This window comes from Fibrobacter sp. UBA2449, from assembly GCF_002342555.1.
In the GTDB taxonomy this organism is placed as follows: domain Bacteria; phylum Fibrobacterota; class Fibrobacteria; order Fibrobacterales; family Fibrobacteraceae; genus Fibrobacter.
Genome location: NZ_DDQF01000005.1, coordinates 330,409 through 356,631 on the forward strand (window position 1 = coordinate 330,409; position 26,223 = coordinate 356,631).

The 26,223-nt window shown below is 56.3% G+C and carries 20 protein-coding genes; 13 read left to right on the forward strand and 7 right to left on the reverse strand.

The window, feature by feature from the left end; all coding sequences use genetic code 11:
- The first annotated feature begins 40 nt into the window (after positions 1-40).
- The 7 genes from B4B27_RS02995 to B4B27_RS03025 all read left to right on the forward strand — a co-directional run bounded on the left by B4B27_RS02995 (position 41) and on the right by B4B27_RS03025 (position 10,782).
- The gene (locus tag B4B27_RS02995) at positions 41-1,384 is read left to right on the forward strand and encodes a hypothetical protein (protein ID WP_290723497.1); all 1,344 of its coding nucleotides are present in this window, start codon (positions 41-43) and stop codon (positions 1,382-1,384) included.
- Positions 1,385-1,432: 48 nt separating this feature from the next.
- Positions 1,433-2,617 carry a LysM peptidoglycan-binding domain-containing protein gene (locus B4B27_RS03000; RefSeq protein WP_173364832.1) on the forward strand — a complete coding sequence of 395 codons (1,185 nt, stop codon included), beginning with the start codon at positions 1,433-1,435 and terminating at the stop codon, positions 2,615-2,617.
- A 128-nt stretch (positions 2,618-2,745) separates the two neighbouring features.
- Positions 2,746-4,785, forward strand: coding sequence for a sensor histidine kinase (locus B4B27_RS03005; RefSeq protein ID WP_290723500.1), 2,040 nt, complete (start codon positions 2,746-2,748; stop codon positions 4,783-4,785).
- Between the two features lies 1 nt (position 4,786).
- Positions 4,787-5,494: a response regulator transcription factor gene (locus B4B27_RS03010; RefSeq protein WP_173382595.1), complete on the forward strand. Its 708-nt coding sequence runs from the start codon at positions 4,787-4,789 to the stop codon at positions 5,492-5,494.
- Positions 5,495-5,499: 5 nt separating this feature from the next.
- The gene (locus tag B4B27_RS03015) at positions 5,500-8,031 is read left to right on the forward strand and encodes a PQQ-binding-like beta-propeller repeat protein (protein WP_290723502.1); all 2,532 of its coding nucleotides are present in this window, start codon (positions 5,500-5,502) and stop codon (positions 8,029-8,031) included.
- 122 nt (positions 8,032-8,153) lie between these two features.
- The gene (locus B4B27_RS03020) at positions 8,154-9,926 is read left to right on the forward strand and encodes an ABC transporter substrate-binding protein (RefSeq protein ID WP_290723504.1); all 1,773 of its coding nucleotides are present in this window, start codon (positions 8,154-8,156) and stop codon (positions 9,924-9,926) included.
- A 64-nt stretch (positions 9,927-9,990) separates the two neighbouring features.
- Positions 9,991-10,782 carry a CDP-alcohol phosphatidyltransferase family protein gene (locus B4B27_RS03025; protein WP_173382032.1) on the forward strand — a complete coding sequence of 264 codons (792 nt, stop codon included), beginning with the start codon at positions 9,991-9,993 and terminating at the stop codon, positions 10,780-10,782.
- Here the strand turns inward: B4B27_RS03025 and mpaA are convergent.
- From mpaA to ruvC, 3 genes are read right to left on the reverse strand one after another with little or no spacing between them, the layout of a single operon-like run.
- Positions 10,779-11,471 carry a murein tripeptide amidase MpaA gene (mpaA, locus tag B4B27_RS03030; protein WP_290723506.1) on the reverse strand — a complete coding sequence of 231 codons (693 nt, stop codon included), beginning with the start codon at positions 11,469-11,471 and terminating at the stop codon, positions 10,779-10,781. The two genes, B4B27_RS03025 and mpaA, sit on opposite strands and share 4 nt — an antisense overlap.
- A gap of 15 nt (positions 11,472-11,486) precedes the next feature.
- A complete protein-coding gene (locus B4B27_RS03035; RefSeq protein WP_290723508.1) occupies positions 11,487-12,161 on the reverse strand; it encodes a M15 family metallopeptidase in 675 nt (224 codons plus the stop codon).
- Complete coding sequence (ruvC, locus tag B4B27_RS03040; RefSeq protein WP_290723510.1) at positions 12,158-12,733, reverse strand: crossover junction endodeoxyribonuclease RuvC; 576 nt, start codon at positions 12,731-12,733, stop codon at positions 12,158-12,160. The genes B4B27_RS03035 and ruvC overlap by 4 nt, the downstream gene beginning before the upstream one ends.
- 77 nt (positions 12,734-12,810) lie before the next feature.
- On the opposite strand from ruvC, the gene B4B27_RS03045 reads away from it, so the two are divergent.
- Both B4B27_RS03045 and B4B27_RS03050 read left to right on the forward strand, forming a co-directional pair.
- On the forward strand, positions 12,811-14,691 hold the full coding sequence (locus B4B27_RS03045) for a CHC2 zinc finger domain-containing protein (RefSeq protein WP_173364823.1): 1,881 nt from the start codon (positions 12,811-12,813) through the stop codon (positions 14,689-14,691).
- Entirely contained in the window at positions 14,691-15,884 is a 1,194-nt protein-coding gene (locus tag B4B27_RS03050; RefSeq protein WP_290723514.1) for a glycosyltransferase, read from the forward strand. The genes B4B27_RS03045 and B4B27_RS03050 overlap by 1 nt, the downstream gene beginning before the upstream one ends.
- Before the next feature lie 11 nt (positions 15,885-15,895).
- On the opposite strand, the gene B4B27_RS03055 is transcribed toward B4B27_RS03050, so the two are convergent.
- From B4B27_RS03055 to B4B27_RS03065, 3 genes are read right to left on the reverse strand one after another with little or no spacing between them, the layout of a single operon-like run.
- Entirely contained in the window at positions 15,896-16,066 is a 171-nt protein-coding gene (locus B4B27_RS03055) for a hypothetical protein (protein WP_290723516.1), read from the reverse strand.
- Positions 16,063-18,687 (reverse strand): MMPL family transporter, encoded by a 2,625-nt coding sequence (locus B4B27_RS03060; protein WP_290723518.1) that lies wholly within the window; start codon positions 18,685-18,687, stop codon positions 16,063-16,065. Before B4B27_RS03060 ends, B4B27_RS03055 begins: the two co-directional genes overlap by 4 nt.
- A 27-nt stretch (positions 18,688-18,714) precedes the next feature.
- Positions 18,715-19,728: a hypothetical protein gene (locus tag B4B27_RS03065; RefSeq protein WP_290723520.1), complete on the reverse strand. Its 1,014-nt coding sequence runs from the start codon at positions 19,726-19,728 to the stop codon at positions 18,715-18,717.
- Between the two features lie 145 nt (positions 19,729-19,873).
- Between B4B27_RS03065 and rpiB the strand changes: the two genes are divergently transcribed.
- The 4 genes from rpiB to B4B27_RS03085 are packed head-to-tail and all read left to right on the forward strand — an operon-like array spanning position 19,874 to position 24,365.
- A complete protein-coding gene (gene rpiB, locus B4B27_RS03070) occupies positions 19,874-20,311 on the forward strand; it encodes a ribose 5-phosphate isomerase B (protein WP_173364819.1) in 438 nt (145 codons plus the stop codon).
- Positions 20,312-20,362: 51 nt separating this feature from the next.
- The gene (locus B4B27_RS03075) at positions 20,363-20,857 is read left to right on the forward strand and encodes a hypothetical protein (protein WP_173382039.1); all 495 of its coding nucleotides are present in this window, start codon (positions 20,363-20,365) and stop codon (positions 20,855-20,857) included.
- 21 nt (positions 20,858-20,878) lie between these two features.
- On the forward strand, positions 20,879-22,735 hold the full coding sequence (locus tag B4B27_RS03080; RefSeq protein WP_290723524.1) for a UbiD family decarboxylase: 1,857 nt from the start codon (positions 20,879-20,881) through the stop codon (positions 22,733-22,735).
- Positions 22,725-24,365, forward strand: coding sequence for a hypothetical protein (locus B4B27_RS03085; RefSeq protein WP_290723526.1), 1,641 nt, complete (start codon positions 22,725-22,727; stop codon positions 24,363-24,365). The genes B4B27_RS03080 and B4B27_RS03085 overlap by 11 nt, the downstream gene beginning before the upstream one ends.
- 225 nt (positions 24,366-24,590) lie before the next feature.
- Here B4B27_RS03085 and B4B27_RS03090 read toward each other — a convergent pair whose 3' ends face one another.
- Positions 24,591-26,207 carry a glycoside hydrolase family 57 protein gene (locus B4B27_RS03090; protein ID WP_290723528.1) on the reverse strand — a complete coding sequence of 539 codons (1,617 nt, stop codon included), beginning with the start codon at positions 26,205-26,207 and terminating at the stop codon, positions 24,591-24,593.
- Between the last annotated feature and the right edge of the window lie 16 nt (positions 26,208-26,223).

The window sequence follows — 26,223 nt, forward strand, 5'->3', positions numbered from 1 at the left end:
GAATAATTCGAAGATTCTAAAGTATCAAGAGCCCTAACCGATGTTCGAAAAAAACGAAAGAAAATTTTCCACAGGACGCGCCCCGAAAAAGCTTGTAGCAGGCAAGTTCCATACAGGTTCTTCCAAGCAGTCCCGTACAAAGGAACAGTCCGTAGCACAGGCAAGGCCTATCCGCCGTGCGCTGACACTCGACGAGAAGAAGCAACAGCTTACGGCTTGGGCCGAGAACGAAAAAATCCCCGGCAAGATTCAGGCCTGGTTCACCAAGGATGCGCAAAGCGACCATTCGGACTGGAGGATCCTGAACAAGCTTGTGGACGGGCACGAATCCATTTCTCTGGAGTCTCCCGCGAAGGACATGCCCGCACCCGAGTGTGTCCAGAAAATTCTGGAGCAGCTCCACAAGGAACACCTTCGCCCCTTCAAGAGAGCCCTCCGTCAAATCTGGTTCCGGGCGACCGGGGACGGCCGTTTCGCCATGCTGATCCAGGCCAACCTCCACGGCAGCACCACCGCCCACGCGAGCAAGACCTTCCTCGAGTTCGTCGAAAGATTCCATCCCGAAATCATCAGCTGCCACCAGCTCCGCTGCACACCGAATTACCTATTCGACCCGACCAAGCCTCTCAACATGCGCGTCGAGGCGAAGGCCGTCTTCGGAAGCGACTTCATGCCCCTTTCCAGCACGGGACTTTCAATGCACGTCCTCGACTGGGCCCCGAAAATCAAGGATGCCTGGCTGGAATTCCCACAGAGAATCCGCGACGCCATCCACCCCGCCCCCGGGGACAAGTTCTTCGAGTTCTTCAGCGGTTCCAGTTTCGTTTCGGCAAGCCTCTCTAACGATTTCGAACGCATCGACGCCCTTGACTGTCGCGAAACAGCCATGCTTTCTACAAAGCACAACGCGCGCACCCTCCTCGAAGACAACCTGAGATTCCACAGGGCGCACCTGGAACCGGCTTTCCTAGAAAAATTCTTCTCCAAGGACGAGAACGAAGGCCGCTGGACGTTCTACCTGAATACCGGGAGCGACACGACCTTCAACGCCGAGCTCGCCCAGGCCATCGCCTCGTCCCGCCCCGAACGAATCCTCCTGCAGACATCCGACCTCGAAAACGCGGCGAAAGAAATCAAGCGGTTCCGTGACAAGGGCTACATGCTGCGCAAAACAATTCCCCTGGATCTCGAACCCGGGACCGCCGGATTCGAGCTCCTGATGCTGTTCGTCCCCGACCGGGCAGGCCTTTTGGGCGGTTTCGGGGCCAAAAAGGCCGGAAAACGCCCCGTCCAGCGCCCCGTCGAACGCGTTACGCCCCAAAATAGGGGCGATATTCCCCATTTTGTCCAAAAAAGTTCTCCCCGCAGGCAAAGAAAAGATTAAATTATTATTAGTTAACTCGTTTTCATTCAAAGGGTTACAAGGTTCTATATGAATTTTTTCAAGTGTGCGACAATCTCCCTCGGCCTTTCGGCCCTGATCGCCTCCGCCTACGTTGTAAAGGAGGGCGACACCCTTTGGGACCTGAGCGACGAATACCTACACGACCCGTTCGCCTGGCCCGACCTCTGGGAAAACAACCGCCACATCCAGGACCCGCACTGGATCTACCCCGGTGACTCCATCTACCTGGGAGACAGCATCCGCGAAGAAGGCGTCATGCAGATTCCTTCCGACAAGAAGAAGTATCCCTGCAGCGCGGCACTTCCCGATTCCGCCCTCCCCAAGGGCAAGGGCTATTCTGTCGAGAGCGCCGGTTGCGACGAAAAGGACGAACGCACCGGCGAATTCGAGAACATGCTCGGGAACCTCCGCGACAAGGACAAGAAGCAGAAAAAGAAAAAGCAGGAAGCCGACACCTATTTCTACAAGCAGCGTTCGGCTCCCAAGATTTTCAACGGCTACTACCAGATACTCGCCCCCGAAGTCTACACCATCGACTCCCTGAGGAACGACAGCAGCTTCTTCTCCATCCGCTCCGGCGAAAAGAAGGAACCCATCCTCCACATTCCCGAAATGGAAGTCGTTGTCGGCATCGGCAAGAAGAACATGCCGGGCCTCAAGAAGGGTGACCTCGTCGAAATTCTCGAAGCAAAGCCCATCGAAGTAGCAAGCAAGCAGTCGCACAGCTTCGACAAGTTCGCACTGCTCCGGCTTTCGGGCATCGCAAAGATTACCGCCATCGGCGACACCCTTTCGCGCGCCATGATCATGCAGAGCTTCCGCGAGATCAAGATCAACATTTCCAAGGCCCGCCTCAAGAAGCCGCTCAACACCATCAACGTCAGCGGCTACTCCGACGAAAAGCAGGTCACCATCGATTCCATGGCCCAGATCCGCTATGCGATGGACCCGATGCTCATCATCGGCAGCTACTCCTACGTGCTCATCGACAAGGGCATCGAACAGGGCTACAACACCGGCGATGCCGTGGCCATCTGGGAGGAAGACAACTCCGACGACTCCATTCCGCCGCGTCTGCTCGGACGCGGGCTCATCGCCAGGGCCGCACCGAACGAAGCCGCCGTCCTCATCCGCGAGGTCTATTCCAACAATCGTCGCATCGAGATGGGGCACAGGGTTTCCATCACCCATAGGGCAAACATAGTCAAGTGACAAAGGCGCTATTCATCACGGCCGCTCTGGCCCTCACCTTGATGATGCTGCTCATGGCGAGCAGCGTGCTCGTCCTGCTGTGTCCGGGCATCTCCGCCAGCCTCCCCCTGTAGGAAGGGGGAATGGCGATGCACTTTTCCAAAGGCAACCTGGTCCTCATCCTCCTGTTCGTGGGCGGAATCATCCTGCCTACGGCAATACTTACGTTCCTCGGGTTCAGGAACATCCAGAACGAGATGTTCCTTGCGCAAAAGAACTTCGACGAGAACCAGGCCGCGCTCCAGAAGGAAATAGAAGACGCCGTCGAGAAAGAACAAGAAAAGATATATCAGGAAACAAAGGCCGCCTCCATCTTCCTCTACGAGCAACCGCGAAGCCTGCTCGAATTCGGTAACGCGGCATCCTTCAAGGATGTGCAAGGCATCGAGGCCATCTTCCTCTACAACAACGGGAAGCTCGTCTATCCCGACATCTCGTCGAAGCACTTCTACAAGACTCACGATTTTTCTTCCATAGTCGCAAGCATAAACGAGCAGCGGCTCTTCGAAGCCGAACAGGACACCACCAGCCGGGAAGTTCTCCTCCATAGGCTCATCAAGGCGAATTCACTTTTCGCCACCAAGAACGAGCAGGTACTGAACATCCTCGGAATCGTGCGCCTCTGCTACAAGGAAAAGAACTACGATGAAGCGCTCAAGTGGCTAAGGGTACTCGAAAACAATCCGCACCTGCAGGGCTACCTGCACGCGGACCTCACCCGCTCGGTGAACCTGCTGCACTTCGAAATCCTCGTCAAGCAAAAGAAACACGCCGAGGCCGAGGAATACAGCCTCTCCGTACTGAATCAGTTCTTACAGAGCGAAAGCATCGAGGACATTCCTTCTGCCAAATTCTTCTTCGAGACCGCATTCTCGCAAATTCTTTCCTTTGAAGACCTTCCGCAAGAAAAACGCGAGGCGTTCTGGAACCTCCGGTCAAACTTCAACCGGCAGCTGGGGTACATGGAAATTCTTTCCAAGTACAGGAACCTCTTCCAGGAACTTCTGGACAACGAGTATGCTTCCAGCGAAGGCATTCTCTACCGCAACGATTCCGAAATCACCTTATTTAAAATGAACTACCCCTTCCTGTCCGGGAACCAGGTCGTCATCGCCAAAATCGACCGAGACGCCTTCAGGGCGAGACTTATAGACAAAGTAAAGAACATTTCCCAGCGCTGGAAAAACGTTCCCTTCTCCATCATCGACGAAAACGATTCCCTACTCGCAGGCGCTATTCCGGACAGTTCTAACATACTCTCGCAATCCCGCATTTCCGAAGCTTTCCCATGGGAATTCTCGCTCTACGAGAAGGACGTCTCGGAAATACGCAAGGAATCACGCCAGAGGATGTTCCTCATGTACGGGCTCCTCCTGTTCTCGCTCATTACCGTCATCTTCGGCTCGTTCTTCATGCTGCGTTTTATTATCCAAGAACACAAGCTCCTTGCCATGAAGACGAACTTCCTCTCCAGCGTCTCGCACGAACTCAAGACCCCGCTCACTTCCATCAAGATGTTTGCAGAAATGATGGCGCGAGGGCGCGTCGTGAAAGTCGAAAAGGTCCAGGAATATTCCGGGCTCATCGGCAAGGAAGCCTCCAGACTCGAGAACCTAATCGGAGCCATTCTCAACTACACGCGCATGGAACATGGCACGGGAGCGTTCAAGTGGGAGCGGCTCGACTTTTCCGTGTGCGCGAAAAAGGTATTCGATGCCGTCGAAGACATCGGGGTCGAAAAGGGGCTCGAATTCCACACAAAGTTCGAGCCGGGCACCTACGTCATGGGCGACTACACGGCACTCTACAGCCTAGCCCAGAACCTCATCGAAAACGCAATCAAGTACACGAACGCACCCGGCGAGGTGACCATCAGCGTCTACAACGAAGAGGACCGCACCGTATTCTCGGTTGCCGATACGGGTGTCGGCATTGCCTCCTCGGAACAAAAAAACATCTTCAACGACTTCTACCGCGTGGGAGACGAAATGACCCGCAGCACCAAGGGTTCCGGACTCGGGCTTGCCATCGTGAAGAGAGTCGTCAAAACACACAAAGCGACCATCTCGCTTTCGAGCAAACCCGGCAAGGGTTCTACATTTACCGTTAGATTCAAGAGGGTTGACTGATATGCAACACAAAATACTCATCGTCGAAGACGAAGAAATCATCCGCCTCGGGCTCCAGGACAACTTTGAACTGGAAAACTACATCGTCGAGACCGCGGCCGACGGCGAAGAAGCCATCGCGAAGGCAGATTCCTTCCTCCCGCACCTGGTCATCCTCGACCTCATGATTCCGAAGAAAAGCGGCTTCGAAGTCTGCCGAGTCATCCGCAAGAAGCATCCGGAATGCTTCATCATCATGCTCACGGCAAAGACCGAAGAAACAAGCAAGGTCGCCGGTCTCGAAATGGGAGCCGACGACTACGTCACCAAGCCGTTCTCCATCCTCGAACTGCTCGCCCGCGTAAAGGCTTTCCTCCGCCGCACCGAGACGGTCTCCCAGCCCGAACCCGCGCCGCAGACAAGTGATGCCATCGATTTCGCAGACATCCACCTCGACTTCAAGAAATACGAGGCAACCAAGGCGGGAATCCCGCTCGAAATGTCGGCACGCGAATTCCAGATTCTAAAATACTTCTGGCAGCACCGTGGAGAAGTCGTACTCCGCGAAGACCTGCTCACCGACATCTGGGGATACACTCCCGACAACATGCCCTCGACGCGCACCATCGACAACCACATCGTGAACCTGCGCAAGAAACTCGAGGACGACCAGACCAATCCCAAGATCATCGTTTCCATCCGTGGAGCCGGCTACAAGTTCGACGCCTAACAGCAATGCATAGCACGATTCTACATACGACGGCCCGCACGGCCCTGAAGCAAGGACTCCTGAAAGTCCTCGTGTTCCTCTGCGTATGCAGCGTCTGCGTCCATGCCGAAAAGATGAACGCCTCCATCCAGGAGGCCATCTACCGCTTCGAGATGAAGGGCGAAACGGCAGAAGCCATCCGCATCCTCGAAAAAGTCACAAGCCAAGGCGACCGCGAAGACCGAGAAACGGCCTACTTCTACCTGGGAAAAATCCGGGAACTCTTCGACAACCAGAATTCGGCAAACTTCTACTACCAGCAAAGCCTTGCCAATACGAAAGAGACCAGCAAGGCCTACTGGCTTTCCGAGCGAGAGGCGAGCACCAGCAGCACCCCCGAAGCGCTCCTGAAAAAGTCCTGGACCCTCCACAGCCCTATCGCGAAGGCCTTCCGCGGAACATCCACCTACCTGCTCCTGCAAAACGGATCCGTCAAGAAGGTCGTGAACGACACGATTATCGATGTCCGCGTGGGGTCAATCGCAAGAACCAAGATTCTCCATATTGACGATTCCGGGATATGGTACCAGAACGAAAGCGGGGACAGCCTTCTCTACAGGCCGCTAAGCAACAAGCTCCCGTCGAGGGCCTATCCCATCGCCGGCAATATCGAATTCTATTCGAACGGAGACGAAGCGATTGTCCAAAACGAAAACGCAGTCACCCTGCTCAACAAGAAGGGCATCTCGTTACAGATTAACGACAAGTACAGAGGCTGCCATATCGAGGGGCGCTACTCCCCCACGAGCCACTACATCTTGAACTGTCCCGACAACGCCCTCCACTTCATTTCCGATATCGACGGCGCCGAGACCTACACCATATCCCTCTACGACGCCATCCAGAAAGTCCTAGTCCAAGGCAACGACATCGTCCTTTTCTCCGGCGGGATTCTCTATTGCTTCGAACCCAAGGCGGGCCCAATCCCCCGATGGAAGCTCCCCTTCAACAACATTGAACAGATCCTCCCCTTCGAAAACAACTTCGCAGTACTCGAAGCCTCCGGAAGGATTTCCCTGATAGAGCATTCCAGCGGCATCCTGAAAAACGTCATCCGCAGCGACGCCGCAAGCATCTACCCCCTCGCCCAGGGAACCATCGGGCTATTTACCAACGAAGGTTCGCTCACGGCCGTCGACACGCTTCTAATCCCGCTGTGGCATTTCAACTTTGCAAGGCCCATCTCGGCCCCGCCCATCCACACCGACGAATCCATATTCCTTGTTTTCAAGGATACGCAGCTGCAAGGCATCGCCCCACACTACTACGGCAAGCGCCCCCTGCAATCGGACCTGCTTACCCTGAAGGTCGCCGCCATGGCCGAAGCCCGAGCCTGGAAGGAACTCACGCCGTTGCTCGATTCCCTGCTCAAGCTGGAACCCGGCAATGCCGAAGCCTGGCTCTACAGGGCGCTTCTGCTCGAATCCAGCAAGGGAAGCGAAAAGGAGCGCCAGAAAGCCTGGTCCGAAGCCGTCCGCCTTTCCATCAGTTCTTCGCGCACGAGTTCCCTCGTGCTGGACCGCTACAGCAAGACCATCAACGCGAAGTTCGTGAGCCTTCTCGCCATTTCGCCAAAGACAATCTACCCGCAGTTCTTCGGAAACAAGAAAAACCTCTACACAGTCGATCCTGCCGCCGAGAAGCTCATCTGCATCAACGCCGAAACCGGTGAACAGCGCTGGTCCAGGACCCTCGAGAAGATGACGAACAGCCCCGTCATGGCCAATGACGACGTTTCGCTTGCGCTTTCTTCCGGATACAACCTGAGTCTCTACGACCTCGAAAAGGATGTGCCCCCGCAATCGTTCCAGCTACCCGGGAAGGCTTTCAGCATCCAGCTATCGCCCTCCTCCATCTACGTTTCCACTTGGAACGGGTTCCTTCTCAAAATCAACCGCTCCGAATATCGCCTCGCCTGGTCCAGAAAGATCTTCACGTCGCCGTTCCTGTTCGCCCTGCACGACGCATCCATCTACACGGCAAGTCTCGATGGCGACATCCGCTACGTCGTCGAAAATTCGGGGCAGCCTCTCGAAATCGCCCCCAAGCGCGCCGGCAGCATCTCGTTCCTAGTCCAGGCAGATTCAGCCGTCGCGGTCGCCACCGACAACAACAGGATATTCCTCTACAGCGCATCCGATCCTGCGCGCGAGCCTGCACAGATCCTTCTGGAAGCGTCCATCGTCTCGCTCCAGTCTACAGGCGGCCACGACAACAACATCCTCGTGGGGCTTGCGGACCAGAGCATCCTCCTCTATTCGCCCTCCGGCAGCCCGCTCTGGAAATACCAGGGTAGGAGCTCCGTATTCACCAAGCCATTCATATCCGGATCGCTTGCCTGGATAGACCAGGGCAGCGAAGTCATCGCGCTCTCCCTCAAGGACGGGACGGTCGCCCATCGCTTCAACACCCCTGGCGGCGCAGGGACTCCGTTCGTCATGAACAGGACACTCTACAGCGCCTCACCCAAGCGACTTCTCTACAGCTTTTCCCTGTGACGGGCGTCACATTTTGAAAAATAAAGGCAACATTTCGATTTTTGCCCATTTTATTCCATTTTAGAAGACCTGTAAATAAAATTTAATGGCAAAAAAACAAAAATCTCACTACATTTATATGTATGAGCGCAATAGGCAAATTTTTCAAATTCGTAGCGTCTGGGTCCCTCACCCTCGTCGCGTTTGGTCTTATGGCCTGCGAAGACGAGCCCAAGGAAAAGGCAACAGCCGATAATTCCGAATATCCTCGTTCGGAAACCTTATATATCGGCGGATTCGACTGGGCCCCACCCACGACCTTCAATCCCCTCGACTACGACCCCAACTTCCCTATCGACGGGAACGTCCGTCTCATGTACGAAACTCTGGTCACCTACAACCAGATTAGCGACAACCTGGAACCCATGCTCGCTGACAGCTTCGTGAAAACGGATTCCAGCATCACGGTCCACCTCGATCCGAAAGCCAAATGGAACAACGGCACCCCGGTGACGGTAGAAGACGTCCTCTACACCTTCCATATCGACTCCATCCTCCCGACCCCGCGTCACGGGAACTGGGAATATATAGAGTCCATCTCGGCCGACAAGTCTAATAACATCGTCATCAATTTCGCGAAGGGCAACAAGAATCCGCTCATTATCTTGAACGCCATCGCCGAAACCTCTATCCTCCCGAAAGCGGTCTTCGAGCCTATCATCGAAGGCGCCAAGGAAGGCAAGACCTACAACTTCGCCAAGATTACCGAATTCAAGAACGACGCGAACCCGATCGTCTCGGGTCCCTACAACCTGAAGACGTTCTCTCCCGACAAGATTGTCCTCGAAAGGAACGACAGCTACTGGGGCAACGCGAACCACGGGGGGAAGCTCCCCGCCCCCAAGTACATCGTCCATTCGCTCTACAACGGCAACAACCATTTCAACAGCGCCATGACCAAGGGGCACCTCGACGTGTCTTCCATCTTCCTGCCCCGCATTTGGGATAAGGCCAAGGACAGCATCCGCGCCTGGAGCCGCCAGGAGCCCTACCACCAGCCGGGATCCATCACGACGCTCATCATCAACCACCAGGTGGAACCGTTCAACGACTCCGCCTTCCGCCAGGCTCTCGCCCGTTCCGTAAACTTCGAAAAGATCAAGAGCCGTGCCATCTCGAACTACACACCCGCCATCCAGCCGGGATTCATCCTGCCCTTTGGCCCCGAGAGCCGCTTCTTCAACAAGGACGATGCAGCCAAGTTCGGCTACTCCTTCAACATCGACCAGGCAAAGGAAATCCTTACCGCCGCGGGCTATACCTGGAACACCGAAGGCAAGCTCGTTAACCCGAAGGGCCAGACCGTCCGGACCATCAGCATCGAATGCCCGCAGGGCTGGACCGACTGGGAAGACGCCATCAAGGTCATCGTGGAATCCTTCCAGGAAGTGGGGATCTCCGCCGAAGAAAAGTTCGTGGACTACAGCGTGTGGGACAAGGACCTGCGCCAGTGCACCTTCGACCTCGCCATGAAGACGCAGACCGCCGAGCTCTCCGCGGCAACCCCCTGGACCCGCTTCGACCAGGTCATGGGACATGTCGCATTCAAACCTGTCGGCGAGGACGCCTTCTCCAACCAGGGACGCTTCAAGAACGACGAGGCGAACAAGGTCATGGCAAAGATCCCGACCATCACTTCGCAGGAAGAACTTACGCAGGCCTACCGCGAACTCAACAAAATCTTCATGCAGACGATACCCGTGCTGCCAGTCATGTACCGCCCCACGCAGTACTACCAGTTCTCCACCAAGCACTGGACGAACTTCCCCACCGAAGAAAACCCCTACGCTCCGCCCCAGCATTTAATTGTGGCCGCAGGCGTCAAGGCTCTGTGGGAAATCAAGCCGGTCAAGTGACATTCAAACGCGCCTCCACGGCGCGTTTTTTTATATTTTCAACGCAACGTCAAAGGAGATTACCGTGGACAAGATTCGCTTTGTTTTCCCGAACGCTTTTACTAGCATGAACTTTTTGCTGGGTGTTTTCTCCATCTGCTGGGTGACCGGAACATTCTCTGCCAACGACCCGATTCTCATGGGCGCCTATTTCATCATCCTTTGCGTGCTGCTCGACAAGCTTGACGGTTTTGCGGCCCGCCTCGTGAACGCAAGTTCCGAATTCGGAGCCCAGTTCGACAGCCTCGCCGACCTCATCGCGTTCGGCCTTGCCCCCGCATTCTGCATTCTCTTTGCCTACAAGACGCTCGCGACCCCGTTCTTCGATGCGAACATACCCCTGATGGCGGTCGCCTTCTCCATCTACGTGCTGTGCGCCGCCATGCGACTCGCGAAATACAACGCCTGCGACAGCGACTCCTACCATCACCACTTTTCCGGACTCCCGTCCACATTCGCAGGCGCAATCAACGCCATCCTGATCGTATTCCTCAAGAATATCGGACTTTTCAGCGACACCGGCAGTTCCCTCATCTACCTTCCCATCGCGGTTCTCCTCGTGACGGGAGTCCTCATGGTGAGCCCGCTATTCCTTCCCAAGCTGCAACCCCGCAAGAACAAGGCCTTCAATATCTTCCAGGCCGTCCTTATCGTCATTACCTACGTGTCGGGGTTCATGTTCATCACCGAGAAGATGATCATCCTCGAATACCTGCTTGTCCTCGTGGCCTGCTACCTCGTCATCGGGTTCACGGTCGGGCTTGTCCAGCGCGGCAGGATTATCGAAGAAGCGAAGGCGGCAAAGGCCGGAAACTAATCTTGCGCCGCAAGGAAGCGCGCGAAGGATTCACCATAACGTTCAAACAGGAGCTCCGGCGCAAGGCGCGGGAGCTCTAGCGTTATGCATTCGAGAGAGCGTTCCTTGCACCATGTCCCGAAACTTCCCGGAGTCGGGTATCCGATATCGGGTTTCCACGGCAGGTCGAACGCTCTCTGCAGACGTTCCACGACAGGCGTGAACCGTGGGGCATCGATGCAGCCGATTGGGGAATGCACGGAGATTACCGATTCCGGTTGCAGCCGTTCGACAAGGGAAACTAGAGCGCGGGTTTCCGGCTCGCATCCCGGCGATTTCCCCGGCGAAAGGGAGGTATCGCGTTCGGCTTCCAGAATGGAGCGCGAAAGCACGGGAGCGGCCACCCAGTTCGTAGTCGCGAAGTTGCGGTTCAGGTCGACCCCGTCCGCGTTTCCGCGGGTGCCAAGGGCGACGCCGTCGGGATTGGCGCACAGCACGACGGCGATATGTTCGAAGTTCCTTTCGAAGGCGCGTACGGCCCGGGAAAGCAGGAACGTCGTCTCGGGCTCTTCACCATGGATTCCCGCAAGCACAAGGAGCCTGCACTTTCCGCGGCTCGGGTAGCAGAGGAGCGGCGCGCCCAGCACGGAGCGGCCGTATTCAAAACTTTCCTGGCGAAGGATGCCGCGTGTTTCCGGTTCGAATTTCATCGCGCCCCCATCGTTCTAGATAAAGTAGGGATAGATGAAGTTTTTGGCAAGAGTATCGAGGTTTGCAAGGATTGCCTCCTTACAAGCGATGTCTGTCTCGCGGTAGATGTCGCGGAGGGCTTCGAGCGAGAAGTTCTCCAGCAAACGGCGCGATGTGGGCAGGTGCGCGATATGCCAAAGCTCCGGCTTGATCTTGCCGCGGCCGGGAACGAACACGCGGTTGAAACCGAACGCATCTCCTGCGGCAAAGCGGGAATCCAGGAACTCGTGAAACTTGCCGAACATTCCCGTAGATTCCTCGGGAGTGAGTTCGACCTCGTAGCCTTCGGGGCAAGCGTTCGCATCGACCACGTCGAGGTCGGTCCCTAAATGGTGGCGGCTTGCGCCGGGGAGTGCCGACCACGTGAGGATGGCGAACATCAGTTTTTCCTCATCCTGCGGGCGTTCCATGGGCCTGCCGAATTCGTCGAGCAGTGCAAGTTCCCCGCGGGCTTTCCGGTTCCAGATGGAAAGCTGACGTTCGAACGGACGGTAGGCCGATTCGAGGCGCAAGGAAAAGCCGCAGTCGCGGGCCAAGGAGCAAAGGCATTCCAGGTCCGCCACAATATCCTTGTGGACAAAATAACCTTTCTGGAATTCGACAAGATCGGGCGTCCCGAGACCATAGGGCAAAAGGCTGTTTCCGTTCACGGCAGGGTTCCTCCCATCTTTTCGACAAGGGCACGCCATTCGGCGGCACTCGCCTTCTTCCGAGCGGAAGCCCTTTTTGCACGGGAGCCCAGAACCGCAGAGAGTGGCGAGGGGTTCGCATGCGTCCAGGCGATAGCGAGGGCGTCAGAGGCATCGAGAGGCAAGTCCGAAGGCTCGATTCCGAGACGCGCGAAGACCAGGTTCGCGACCTGCTCCTTCGATGCGCTACCATCGCCCGTGACGGCCTGCTTCACCGCCTTCGGCGGATACTCGCTGAACGTCATGCCCCGCTTGCGGCATGCGACAAGGACCGCCCCGCGCACGTGCCCGAGCACGAGCGCACTCTTCGCGTTCTTCGCGAAGAACACGCCCTCCATCGCGAGGGCGTCGGGGCGGTAGCGTTCGAGCAGCGCTTCCAGATCCGTCACGATATGCAGCAGGCGGTCTTCCACGGCATGCGATGCCGGAGCATGCAGCACCCCGTATTCGAGGACGCGGACTTTCCCATCCGACTTTTCGACAAAGGCGTAGCCCGTCGTGATAGAGCCCGGGTCGATTCCAAGAATAATCATGCCTCCAAATTAGATAAATATCATTTGCCCGATGCCTTCGCGGCAAATTCTTATTAGATTTTGACAGAGAGGTTTTTATGGTCATCGATCAAGAACATGCCGGAATCATGCGCAAGAAAACACACCCCAGACAGCTCGGTGTTCCCCTGAGCCGCTGGGGCCGCAACCTTATCGCAAGCTGCCCGTTCCATTCGCCCGAAGAGACGTCGCTATTCTTCTACGATGCGCTCGGCTACTGGCGCTACCGCTGTCTGCAATGCGGAAGCGAAGGCGACCTGGTCGAATTCGTGATGAGGAGCCGCTTCAACGGCCTCGATGAACCTGCCGCACGCGCCGAAGCGATGGAGTTCCTGGGAGCCCAGGAAACAGAACAGGATTCCGAACCCGACGAACATCCCTGGATCAAGGAAATCGGCGGCGAAAAATCCCGCGTGCTCGAAAACTTCGTGCGCTACTGCCACTGGGCCGCCTGCAAGAGCCCCTCTTCCGCCGACTTCTTCGCCCAGCGCGGCTGGAGCATCGGACAGGCCCAGCTCTATGGTCTCGGCTACTACAGCGGCGACCCCGAACCCTTCTACAGCTACTGCATGCTTTCGGGCATCGAACGCCACCAGGTCGCATTCTTCCTCGACAACCTGGAAGCCTACCACGAGCCCCGCATCACCATCCCCGCACGCAACTCCAAGGGACTCATCCACTCCGTCTACGGACGCTCCATGGAAGACGACGGGATGCACAACCCCTACATCTCGTATGCGTCCGGCCCGACCGACATCCCCTTCAACATCCAGCCCGATAACGAAAGCCCCATCATCGTCGAAGGCATGTTCGATGCGCTGACAGCCGACCTCGCCGGCATCCCCGGAGTGGTCTCGACCATGTACCAGGACCTCACGATGAGCCACCTGTACAAGCTCAAGGCCTGCGGGGCAAACTCCGTCACGCTGATCCTGCGTCGCGAAGCGAACCGCAGGGAGCAGGAATTCCGCATCCAGAACTACCTGAAGATGGCGGAAACGCAGGGACTCCGCTTCAAGTCCATCGTGCTCCCCGAAAACGTGACCGTCGACCAGCTTGTCCGTAACGACGGCGCCGACCAGCTTCTGAACCTTATCGACTCGACCGAAGAGGACACCGTCCACACGCACCGCCGCTCCATGCTGCTGCAGGACATCAAGGAAAACCTCGACACGGCGATGGGATGCCCGCCCGACGAATGCGTCGGGTTCCCGCTGGACTCCTTCCCGAGATTCACCAAGGAAATCGACGGCATCCAGTCCGGAATCTTCTACGTGTCCTCGAATCCGTTCAACCTCAAGACGTCGCTCCTTTCGAGCATGGCTCTCGACCTCATCGAGACAAACAAGGACCTCAAGCTTATCTACATCGCGCTCGAGACTCCGCGCCGCCAGATCTTCGACAGGATGGTCGCCATGCTGACCGGGCTCTCCGTGCTCGATGTGCGCAAGCGCAACAGCGACGAGGGCATCAACGCAAAGATTCTCGAAGCGACCCGCAAGCTCATGGGCTATGTCCGAGACAACCGCATGGAAATCTGGGAAGACCAGCCCGCATTCGACAACAAGGAACTCCTCGCCACCCTCAAGGAAGAACAGCGCGAGCACCACGACCTCGTCGTCATCATCGATGGTGTCGACCATTTCAAGGTAACCGACCGTCCCGACCTCGCGGATATCTACGAGCGCCGTTCGTCGGTCATGCTAGACATCTACAAGACGCTCGACATCCCGCTGTTCATCGGCGGAGAGCTTGTCGATGACGACGGCCAACTGATAGCGCCCCGCGCCTACCTGCGCGACTCCGACGCCATCTACTGGCTGGAAGCCAAGGACAACGAGCTCTTCCTGACGGTCAATTCCAAGCGGCTCGGCAACAACAACCTCTACAAGGGCAAGCTCTCCATCGACGAGAATTCCAACCGCATCTGGGAAGCCTGATGTTCACCATCGTAGACTTCAACAACTTCTGGAGTCCGTCGGGCGGTGGCGTGCGCCGCTACCATCTGCAAAAGATGGCTTTTTACGAGAAACTCGCTTCGGCAAGTCCCGATGCAGGTGTCCGTTCCGTTTTCGTGATGCCCGATTCAAAGACATTCACCGAAGTCAAGAGCAATAGCCTTATCATCGAGCATGTGCAGGCGTTCAAGTTCCCCGGCAACTGGGAATACCGCTTTATCTGGAAACTCTCGCAGGTGGAACCCGTACTCGCGAAATACAGGCCCGATATCATCGAGGTGGGGTCGCCCTATATCCTCCCGACCGTCGTGCGCAGGGCGGCAAGGCGCGTGAGTCCCGAATCTAAACTTGTCGGGTTCTGGCATGCGGATTTCCCCGTGACCTACGTGGGCCGCCCCGTCGCGAAAAAACTCGGCGTAGGCATCGGCACGTTCGCCCGCAAGGAAGCGTTCTGGTACGCCCGCAAGGAATTCAAGGGTTTCGACTGCATCCAGGCATCCTCGAAAGAAGCGATGGCGCGACTCCGCAAGAACGGGCTCCCCGACCCGCGCTGGATTCCGCTGGGTTGCGACATCCAGATGTTCTCGCCTACAAAGCGAGACGAAGCCCTCGTCCAGGAACTCAAGGCGGGATGTCCCGAACGCCTCACCATTTTCTTCCCGCACAGGCACTGCAACGAGAAGGGAATCGACCTTCTGCTCGGCGCCTATGACATCCTGACGCAGAAGCTTCGGCACGAGCCCGCCATCGTATTCGCGGGCACGGGGCCGAGCCTCCCGCTGGTCGAGGAAGCGGCACGGAAGTACGAACACGTGCGCTACATCGGGTTCGTCAATTCCATCGACGAGATGGCGCGCTACTATGCAAGCGTGGACCTGGGGCTCGCCCTATCGGGCTGGGAAACCTTCGGGCTTTCCATCCTCGAGAGCATGGCAAGCGGGAACGCCCAGGTGGGAGCCGCCGCGGGAGCCGCCTTCGAGCACGTGACGGAATCGGGAGCAGGGACCATCCTCAAGGAACGCACCCCCGCAGCGCTCGCCGACGCCATCGTGGAACTCTACCATTCCGACATGGCCGCCATGAAGCAGAAAGCCCGTGCCTACGCCGAAAAATTCAGCTGGCAGGATAGTTTCACCCGCCAGCTTGAACTTTACCGCGAAATAGCTACGAAATAGCCCCAGCGACGCTAGTCATATTCAACGCAGGCTTTCACATACAGGCGCAGCCTTCGGTGGTCAACCGTTTTGGTGTATTCGCTCTTGGGGCCGCAATCGCCTACGTTCCCCTTGAACTGCATAATCGGCGCGAGCGTTTCCCCAACCTTGATTTCATGTTTCCTCCTAAGTATGATTTTCATTCTTTTTTCTTGAGCCAGGTTCCGCAAAGGAACATCGTGAACACGATACTCGTGATGAGGAACATAGCGATACTGATGCAGGCGAGGTCGCCGATGCCCTTGAGACCGCGGTGCGTCGTAAACAGGAACCCGACAAAGCCCGCGATAGTCGTCGTGGAACTTGCCATCACGTTTCTGCCCGTGGTGTCCATCAGCTGGCGAAGGGTCATGTTCTTGTCGCTCATCCAGGATGTTATCATGTGGATGGTGGAATCGATACCGATACCAAGCGCCATCGGAATCACGATAACGTTGTATATACTGATTTTCCCGAACTCGAACAGGTCGGTAAGGACACCCAAAAGTCCAAGCGTCAGGAGCGTTCCCATTCCAAAGGAGATGCAGCCCGCCGCAAACAGCTTGGGTTTCCGGAACGAAACCACGAGCGTACCGAAAATAACCAGGATTATCACGAGAGCAAGCCTGAAGCTATCCTGCTTCACGGACTCGATGACATCGGAAAGGATGAACTGCGAAGAGAACGTGCGCAGGTCCTCGCCGTCGAAATTCCAGTGGCTGTAGCGATCCTGGAAGTTATGAAGCGCCTTCGCATCCCAACTCGGGAAATTGCCGTAGATAAAGCCAATCTTTCCGTAGCTGCCGTCCTTTTCACGGAGCAGGTCGAGCGCCCATTCGGGAATATCCTCGGCCGTAAAAGGCTTCTCGACGGAGGCCAGGTTCCGGAGATTCGCGATATTTGCGGAATCCTCCCCTTCGGCACGGTCAAACACGCGAGCTTCAACCAGGTCTCGGATTTCCTCGATAATTTCGAGGCGCCGTTCCTGGGAATCCAGCGACGGCACGAACGACTTCAGGGTGAGGAAACTCCGGAGCGTAGGATCCTTTTCCACATGCAGACGCACCATCAGGGTATCGTAAAGCATGTCGAGCTGTTCGGCCTTGCTTCCCATGACGGCCGCAGGAGTAGAAGTGGCCCGGTTGTTCGTACGCGTCACGCTCGTGTTGATGCCGTTTTCCTGTTTCTTTTCCGTCGAGACACGACGCAGGTTGCGCAGGTTGTGTTCAAAGTCCACATCCTGGGCAAACCAGAGCGAAACGGCACCGAGCGCAAAGCCTGCAAGAGCCGCGTACTTGAAAAAGCGACGGATTTTATCCTCGTCCCAGGACTTGGGCAACAGCGTGTTATCGGGCGCCTTCGGGATCCCCCCCATGCACTTGATAAAGACCGGAAGCACGAGCACCGAGGTAAGCATACTGAACAATACGCCCATCGACGCCACCACGCCGAACTCGTAGAAGCCGCGGAAGTGTGCCGCAAGCAAAGTGAGGAACGCGGCGATAGTCGTGAAACTTGCAAGGAAGAACGGCTTGAGCATCTTCCTCTGGGCCGCTTCCAGGACTTCTTCCAAAGTCGCATGCTTGTGCAGCAACTTCTGCGAAGTGCCCAAAATGTGAATCGAGTAGTCGATGCCGATGCCCAGAATGATGGAAGCGACAAATACCGTGAACGGATTCAGCTTCCCGTAGAAGAGGGCAGTAAACGCAAGCGTCGGGAGGCAAGCGTACAGCACCGAAGCAGTCACCAGAATCGGGCCCTTCACGCTCCTGAAGAAGAAAATCGTGAGGAAGATGATGAGCACCAGGCTGATGCCGAACGAGAAGATGGAATCGTTCGCCACGTCATCCACTTCCTTGAGGCCTTCGTAAGTCCCTTCCACCGTAAAGCGCGTCGGCACGGGATATGTCTTGGAGTTGAAATAAGCAAGCAGGGAATCGGTCCGCGCGAGAATGCGCGTCACGAACTCGTAATCGGTCGAGGGCCTGAGAAGTTTCGCGTTCACCACGCCGTTGAAGAGAATCTTTCCGGTACTGTCCGGACGCGGGCAACCGATAAGGCGCGTCTTCAGGTGTGCCGGGACAGGCTTTTTCTTGTCCCATTCCTCGGCTTCGGGAGACTTGTCGTCCTTCTTTGCGGATTCTTCCTCGCCCTTCTTGAAAAACGTATCGAACGCGCTCACCGCCTCGTCGGGAAGTCCCAGTTCCTGCGGCAGGTTCGCATCGAACCACACGCGTTCCTTCTTGGTGGGCGCCGCAGATGCCGTTCCGCCTGCAGAATCGGAAGCGGGAGCATCGCCCAGCAAATCGACGACCAGGGGGCCGTTCTTGCGCCCTATTTCGAGTTGCAGGTCTTCGAGGTTGTCGCGGATGTGTTCGAGATGCTTGACCGGCAAGTAGAGGAGCGCATTGTCCTTGAAAAACTTGTTGTCGTTGTCCACCTGCGTCGAGACGTAGTCGCCCTGCCAGTTCTTGCGGATGTAATCGCTGATGGAATCCTGCAGAGCGGCGACCAGTTCCACGTCCTCGCTCTGGATGGCAATCATGAAGCGGTCGGTAGATCCGAAACGCTGGTAAGATTCTTCAAGAGCCTTCACGCTCGGCGTATTTTCGGGAAGCAGGTGCGAGAGGTCCGCATCGAGTTTGAGCCCCGGCTTTACGAGAATCGGGAACGCACAGAGGACGGCGAGCAGCAGGTAGAAGGCCAGCGCCTTGTACTTGTGGGCACAAATCAGGGGTATGTACCAGTTCGAAAATCTTTCAATCAGGGATTTCTTTTCGTTCATTTTTTTTACCTACGCCACAGTTTCGTTCTAGGAGAAAATCTTTCCGAGCAATTCCAGGGGTTTCACGAGTATAGGGATATTCTTGTATAGCCACGCAAGCGATTTTGCGAAGGCGTAGCTACGGATAATGTAGGCACCGGCTGCACCCACCTTCTTCGTCTGGAATTCGAAGGCTTCCTTCGCATGCGCAATCACGTCGTCGTAATACCCGTCGATATGCACCGACCTGTCGGCATTGACCGTGACAGGCAAATTTTTCAGGTTCGTATAGAAATCGCGACGCAGGATTTTCGGCAAGAAAAGGTTCATACTCTCGGGAACCTTGCGACCGCGCGTATCGATAATGCGGGACCCGAAAAAGTGGAGCACCTTCGCCGTAGGCAAGAACCGGTTGCCGTAAGCGAGCTGGCAGTTCCAGCCGCCGGGCATCTGTCTGATGGCATAACCCGACCTGAAATCCGTCTCGGCGAGGCTCGCCATATCGTAGGGGAATCCCTTCGTCACGCACTCCTCCCAGAGCGTATGCCAGGTTTCGAAGAACTTGTGCATTTCGGGAGTGTCCGGCACGTACATTACACCGCTGTTGAAAAGCTGGTCGTTCAGAATCGGCGAAAATCCCATGCGTTTCGCGTTGTTCAGGACCTTCTTGCGGTTGATTGCCTTCGAGAGGTTCGTGTGGAAGTCGAGCACCGCGTAGATGCCGCCTTTCCATTCCTCTGGAATTGAGAGGTCACCCACGACAGCGATATCGGAATCGAGGAACAAGAAATCGCCATCAATCACGTTCCTTATCGAGGTCTTCAGGAAACGCGAACGAAGCATCGGGGTGAGTTTTTCGTCAAGCGTGAGCGCCTTGATCTCGTCGACCGCATCCTTGAGGGCGGCACGGTTACCGGTGAGAGTCGCAAGCGTCCTGTCGTCGGTCAAGAGCGTCACAAATGCACCCGGATTGTGGACCCGGAGAGATGCAACCGCCACGAGCGTCTGCTCGCAATAAAAATCCTTCGGGGAACTTGTCAGGACAAAAACATACTTGGTCATGGAATCAAACCTCTCAAATGGAAAAATAGATTTATTTGCGCACGAACGGACCTCCAGCCCGGTCATTATCCGATGAATTAACTATATTGCAGGACGAAATAAAGCGGGGAAGAACCTTTCCTTCCGCAACTCCAGGAGTCAAAAAATGTTCAAGACCATCGCTATCGGCTGCGACCACGCCGCGTTCGAATACAAGGAAAAGCTCGTCAAGTTTCTGGAAGGCAAGGGCTACAAAGTCCTTGACATGGGAACGGACTCCACGGAATCGTGCGACTACCCGATTTTTGCGGACAAGGTCTGCAACAAGGTGACTAGCAAGGAAGCCGACTGCGGAATCCTCATCTGCGGCACGGGCATCGGCATGAGCATGGCCGCGAACAAGCACAAGGGCATCCGTGCGGCAGTCGTAGGCGACCTCACCTCCTGCGAATTCACGCGTCTCCACAATGACGCGAACGTGCTCTGCATGGGAGCCCGCATCATCGCCTACGCCCAGTGCGAAGTTTTCGCCACCAAGTTCCTCGAAACGGAATTCATGGGCGGCAAGCACAAGAAGCGCATCGACATGTTCGAGCCGGCATAATCACAACTTTTTGCTCCTTTTTCGCATTTTTTTTGCTAAATTACTTGATGTATGGTACAGTTTAGTCAAACTTCATGGCAAGAGTTCTCGCTTCCCAATGTCCTGGAAACGCTTCGATACGCTCCCATGAACTTGACTATCGGGAAAACCCCGCTCCTTCACTACGTATTCCCCCAAGAACTCGTTCCCGGTGCGACCATCCGCTACCACCTCCAGTGCGGGTTCAAGGCCATCAAGTGGACCGGCATCATCAGTTCGGTCAAGGAAAACCAGGTCACCGTCCGCCTGGGGCAGGGTCCGTTCCGCGGATTCACGGGCAGCCATAAGTTCGCCCCCGAAGGCCACATGACCACCTGCTACGACGAGTTCTCCTTCCAGGGCTTCATCGGCATATCCGAGGAGGTCTTTGCGGGGCTCATGGCGAACGCGAACCTCGTTTACGGCATTTTTGCCCGCAAGGATACCCGCGACGTGATGCTTTCCATCGAATCCCAGAAAAAGACGCAGGCGTTCGAATCCCTCGACCTGGGTGCCACGGCGGGTTAAGCCCGCACCGGGGGTTCCGCCATGTATTCCTCACTGGAACAAGCACTGCTTGACCTGGAAAAGGCAGGCATGCTCAGACGTATCCACGAAGAGGTGGACCCGTACCTGGAAATGGCAGAAATCGCCCGGCAGGCATTCGACAGCAAGGGGCCGGCACTGCTTTTCGAGAAGGTAAAAGGGAGCAGGTTCCGCGCCGCATGCAACATCTTCGGCACGCGCGAACGCATGGACTTTTTGTTCCACGACACGCTCGAAAGCACAAGGACCGCGGTCCTGTTCAAGTCGAACCCCGCAGAATTCTTTAGGCATGCGGGCCCCGCCACGTTGTTACGCGCGGCCAAGGCAGGCTTCCGTTCACTCCCCAGGTGTTCGGGCAGCATCCGCGACTTCGAGGAATGCACGCTCGCCGACCTCCCGCAAATCGTAGGCTGGCCCGAAGACGGCGGGCCGTTCCTCACGCTCCCGCAGGTGGCGACACTCCCGAGTGACGGCGCGAAGATTCTCACTGCGAACCTCGGCATGTATCGCGTGCAAATCGCGGGGAACGACTTTGCCCCCGACGAATGCGGCATCCACTACCAGATTAACCGCGACATCGCACGGCACCACCGGAAGGCCATCGAGGAAGGCCGCGCGCTCAAGGTGAGCGTGTTCTTGGGCGGGCCGCCCGCACATACCATTGCCGCGGTGATGCCCATGCCCGAGGACCTTTCGGAACTCACCTTCGCCGGAATGCTCGGCGGGCGGCGCTTCCGCTACTTTATGCACGAGGGCTACATCGTCTCGAGCGATGCGGACTTCTGCATCCTGGGAGAGGTCGCTCCCGAACTCAAGCCCGAGGGGCCATTTGGCGACCACGTGGGCTACTACTCCGGCAAGCACCTCTTCCCCTACCTGAAGGTGAAGAAGGTGCTCTGCAAGAAGAACGCGATTTACCCGTTCACCTCCGTAGGCAGGCCCCCGAAAGAAGACACGATTTTCGGCGAGTTCATCCACGACATTACCCGGACGATGGTCCCCTCGTCGCTCCCAGGCGTAGAGGCGGTCCACGCGGTCGACGCGTCGGGAGTGCACCCGCTGTGCCTCGCCATTGCGAAGGAAAACTTTATACCCTACATAAGGCCCGAGGAACGCGAACCGCTCGAACTCCTGAAGACGGCCAACGCGTTGCTCGGTTTTAACCAGGTATCGCTCGCGAAGTACCTGATGCTCGCCGCGAAAGAAGACGCGTCCGGATCGCTGGACGTCCGCGACGTTCCCGCATTCTTCGCGCACGTACTGGAGCACGTAGACTTCGCACGTGACCTGCATTTTCAGACATCCACCTTCATCGACACGCTCGACTACACGGGAACGCGTCTCAATCACGGCTCCAAACTCGTGATTGCCGCAGCAGGCGTCAAGTGCCGCGAACTACGCAAGTGCACGGGCGACCTCGACGGGCTCAAGCTGCCCGTGGGCTTCAGCAATGCACGAATCGCCATGAAGGGCGTGCTCGCCATACAGTGGGATGGCGGCAATAACGGTAGCGTATTAAACGGCGGCGCCCCCGCTCCCGAAAACATCGCACAACTCCGCGACGCCCTCGCAAGCTGGGAAGTCCGCGAGAACTACCCGTGGGTGAGTATCGTGGACGACACCTCCACCATCGGGGGCAACACGCAAAAGAGCCTGGACGATTTCCTGTGGCTAACGTTCACGCGTTCCGACCCCGCGCAGGACATCTACGGGCTGAACGAACGCTTTGTGCAAAAGCACTGGGCGATAGACGCCCCGCTCATCGTAGACGCGACCATTAAGCCGCGCCACCAGAAGGCGCTCGAAGTTCCGGACAACGTTGTTTCAAGAGCGAAGGAGGTTCTAGAAAATGCACGCTAGCGCCACCCCCGCCATATCCAGGGCTCTACTTTTAACGGCGACAATCCTCGCCGCAGCGATTGTCCCCGCACAGGCGCACAAGTGCGGGACCATATTTTCCATCGACAATTTCCAAAAAAAAGGAAAGGCGCCCATCTCCGCGAGGAGTACACCAAGCTTCTGCGAAGCCGAAGCCTACTACGACAGCGTCTACAGCGAAGAAACGGAACACTTCCAGATTTTCTATACTCTCTCGGGGCTCCACGCCACGACGCTTCCGTTCATCGACAGCCTCAAGGCATCCCTTGAAAACGCATTCGAATTCGAAGTCGACAAGCTCGGCATGCGAAAGCCTCAGGGTCGCGATACGACGCACCATTACAGGCAAGCCGTCAAGGCAGGGCTCTACCCCATCGAGGTTGTCGAAATCGATTTTTTGCGCGACCCCTACGACGTCCTAAAAGCCGCAAGCTGCAACGGATGCTTTGGCGTCACCCATCCCGACTATAAAAAGGACTACCGCAAGTCGCAAATCATCATCGACAACGACTTCTATTACGTTCCCGAATCCGGAGTGACGACAGATACGGTAGATGTCGGAGGCAAGTCCTGCCCGTACACAGTTTCTACCGAACCCCTTACCAACGCCGCATACGGATACTCCTATGCGGAGGAATGGGCGAAGGGCATCCGCGTCACCGCATTCCACGAATTCTACCACGCAATCCAGTTGCAGTACATGGACCTATTCAAGTACAGCACGTTCTGGACAGAAGCTTCCGCGGTCGGAATCGAGGAAGCCGGCGCTCCCGACATCGACGACTACTTTTTCCACATTTCCACCTTCATGCAGGAAACGGGGTCATCCATCGACAGGATGAGCGACTATGGCGTGAGCCTCCTGTTCATCGACCTCTACAACCACATCGACAAGTTCTTCGACAGAAACATCTGGGAACAATACGCGAAGCATCCCGGCACACCATTCGAAGAGGTTCTGAAGGCCGTTCTTGGCCAAAAAGGACTCGACATCGGAAACGTGTTCCACGACTTTGCAACCAGGCTCTCCTTCTCCGGGATCCGGGCCGCCGCCATCGATTCCAGCGAATGGATTTCGCCCGATCAGCCGCGCTGGAACAATCCGCTGATTCGTACGAGGGAATCGTTCGAGCCCGACACCACCAACTTCGCCTACTCGTTCTTCAGGGGCGGAATCCCGAACATCAAGGACTTCAAGGGAAAGATAACGGCGGCTCTCTTCCAGTTCGGCAAGGCCGAACTTCGCAAGGTGCACACGACGGCGACTCTTGATTCCATCGTGAACGACAGTTTTGCCGCCGATTCCCTCACATGGATTTTCAGCCGCATCGATACCGCAAAATACATTCCCATCCTCGTTCGCGATTCCACGCTGCGAGCCTACCCCGTGCCCTGGCGCGGATCCGGGCAGCTCTGCTTTACCCCGCTGCCCGAGTCAAAAAACTTTATCGAGATAAGGAACGGGCGCGGGGAACTCGTCATGCGCGAGCCCTACACGAGAGCGGCGCACTGCATCGACGGCGACATCATCAAATCGAAAATGAAGCCGGGCGTATATCGCTTCCGCGCCGGTTCCAGCGGGAAGACGGAAAAGTTTATCGTCGTTTATTAGAAGTCAAAATGCCCGTATCGGCAAAAAATAGGACTAAATCGAAGAAAAAACCGTTTTAGTCCTATCCTTGAAACGCTAAAGCACTAAATCATAGGACCAAACACTCCAAAAAAAGTGATTTAGTCCTATCTCAGCAAGCAGTTTTGGCGAGTTGAGTTAAAACGCTTAGCAAAAACGGGTCTTTGATAGGACCAAACGCTCCAAAAAAGGCAGGTTAGTCCTATTTTAGAGCAGTTCCCCGATCCACGGGAAGAGATTGTCCTGTCTTTCGAGCTGGACAAGGAGCGACGTATCGGGTTTCTTGCGGCCCATCGCAAGGCCTGTCATTGCTGCGGCATAAAGCGCACAAACATTCTTGTAATGGCCGTTTTCACGAGCCTTCGCATATTCGGCGGCAGACCTGTTGTGAATCATGAACGCCCAGTCCGAAGCCTGGAACAGCAGGAGTTCGCGCGCCATCTGCTCGTAGAACCGCCGGAAGAGTTTTGTCTGCGCATTCTTGCCGCTCTTTTCGCGGGCGACAAGAGCCTTCTTGAACGAATCCATCATCCCGCGCATACGGAAAAACAGCGGATAAGCAAAACAGACCTCGTCGTTCATCCAGACTTCGCCGAAGCCGCCCTCGCCCCATGACGAGAATATGGGACTGTGGACATCCGAATCGCAAGAAGAATGCATCGTGGATTCGAGCGAGGCCATTTCCACGACATTCGAACTTGCGGCACGTTCAAACATTTTCTCGATAAAGAGCGGTCCTTCGAACCACCAGTGCCCAAAGAGTTCCGCATCGTAGGGACAAAGTATCGAAACCTTATTGCCGTCCATCTTCGGGAGAAGCTCGGTGACGGTCGCCTCGCGGTTCGCAATAAAGAGTCGTGCGTGGTCTTCGGCAAGGCGCATCGCATTCCACGGGCGGTAAATCTGTTTTTCCTCGCTGCCAGTAATCCGGTAATACTTGAGGCCCGTTTCGATAGGGGTATCGCCCGCCATGAAATAGTCGCCGAGATAACCGGGGGTGCGTTCGGTCGCGATATCCTTGAAGAACTCGCGATACTCGGGATGCCCGGGATAGCCCGTTTTTCGGCTCCAGACTTCCATCGAGCTGCTCTGCTCGCGGCCCATGCAATAAAGCCCCGCAGGGGTCTTTATTGGCGCAAATACGCCGTATTTGGGCGCGGGCTTTGCCAAAAGCACGCCATGGGTCTCGAGGAAGAAATATTCGAAACCGAATTCGGCAAGCAAAAAGTCGAGTCCTTCGAAGTATCCGCATTCCGGAAGCCAGAGTCCACGCGGCTTGCGCCCGAACGCTTCCTCGAACGCACGGACCGTAACGCCCAGCTGCAAGCGGATGGACTGCACATCGGACTGGTACGCAGGCAAGAAGGGATGCGTCCCCACGCAGGTCAAAAGCGTAAGTTTGCCGCAATCCTCCAGGCGCTTCAGCACGGGAACAATTTCGCAAACGCAATCGTTCTCCCAACAATCTATCAGCGCAATCTGGCGACGGTAATAGAAATCCACCACCGTAGCGAGATCCTCGTTTCCGTAGGTGCGGTCCCGCTCTCTCTCGATGAGATCCAGCTGTCGACGCAGATGCTCCGTAAACTTTTCAAGGAGCAAGGGATCGGTCATCATCGCAAGCAGCGACGACGACACGCTCAGGTTGAGAATCCCCGGCACGCCCTTCTCCTGCAGGCGCCAGAGCATCTGCACCAGCGGCAGGTAGGTTTCCGCCATAGCCTCGAAGAACCAGTTCTCTTCCAAGAACCGGTCATAGTCGGGTTCGCGCACAAAAGGCAGGTGCGCATGCAGCAGCAGATGTATTTTGCCGGGCGCGGTCAATCAACCCTCCCTGTCC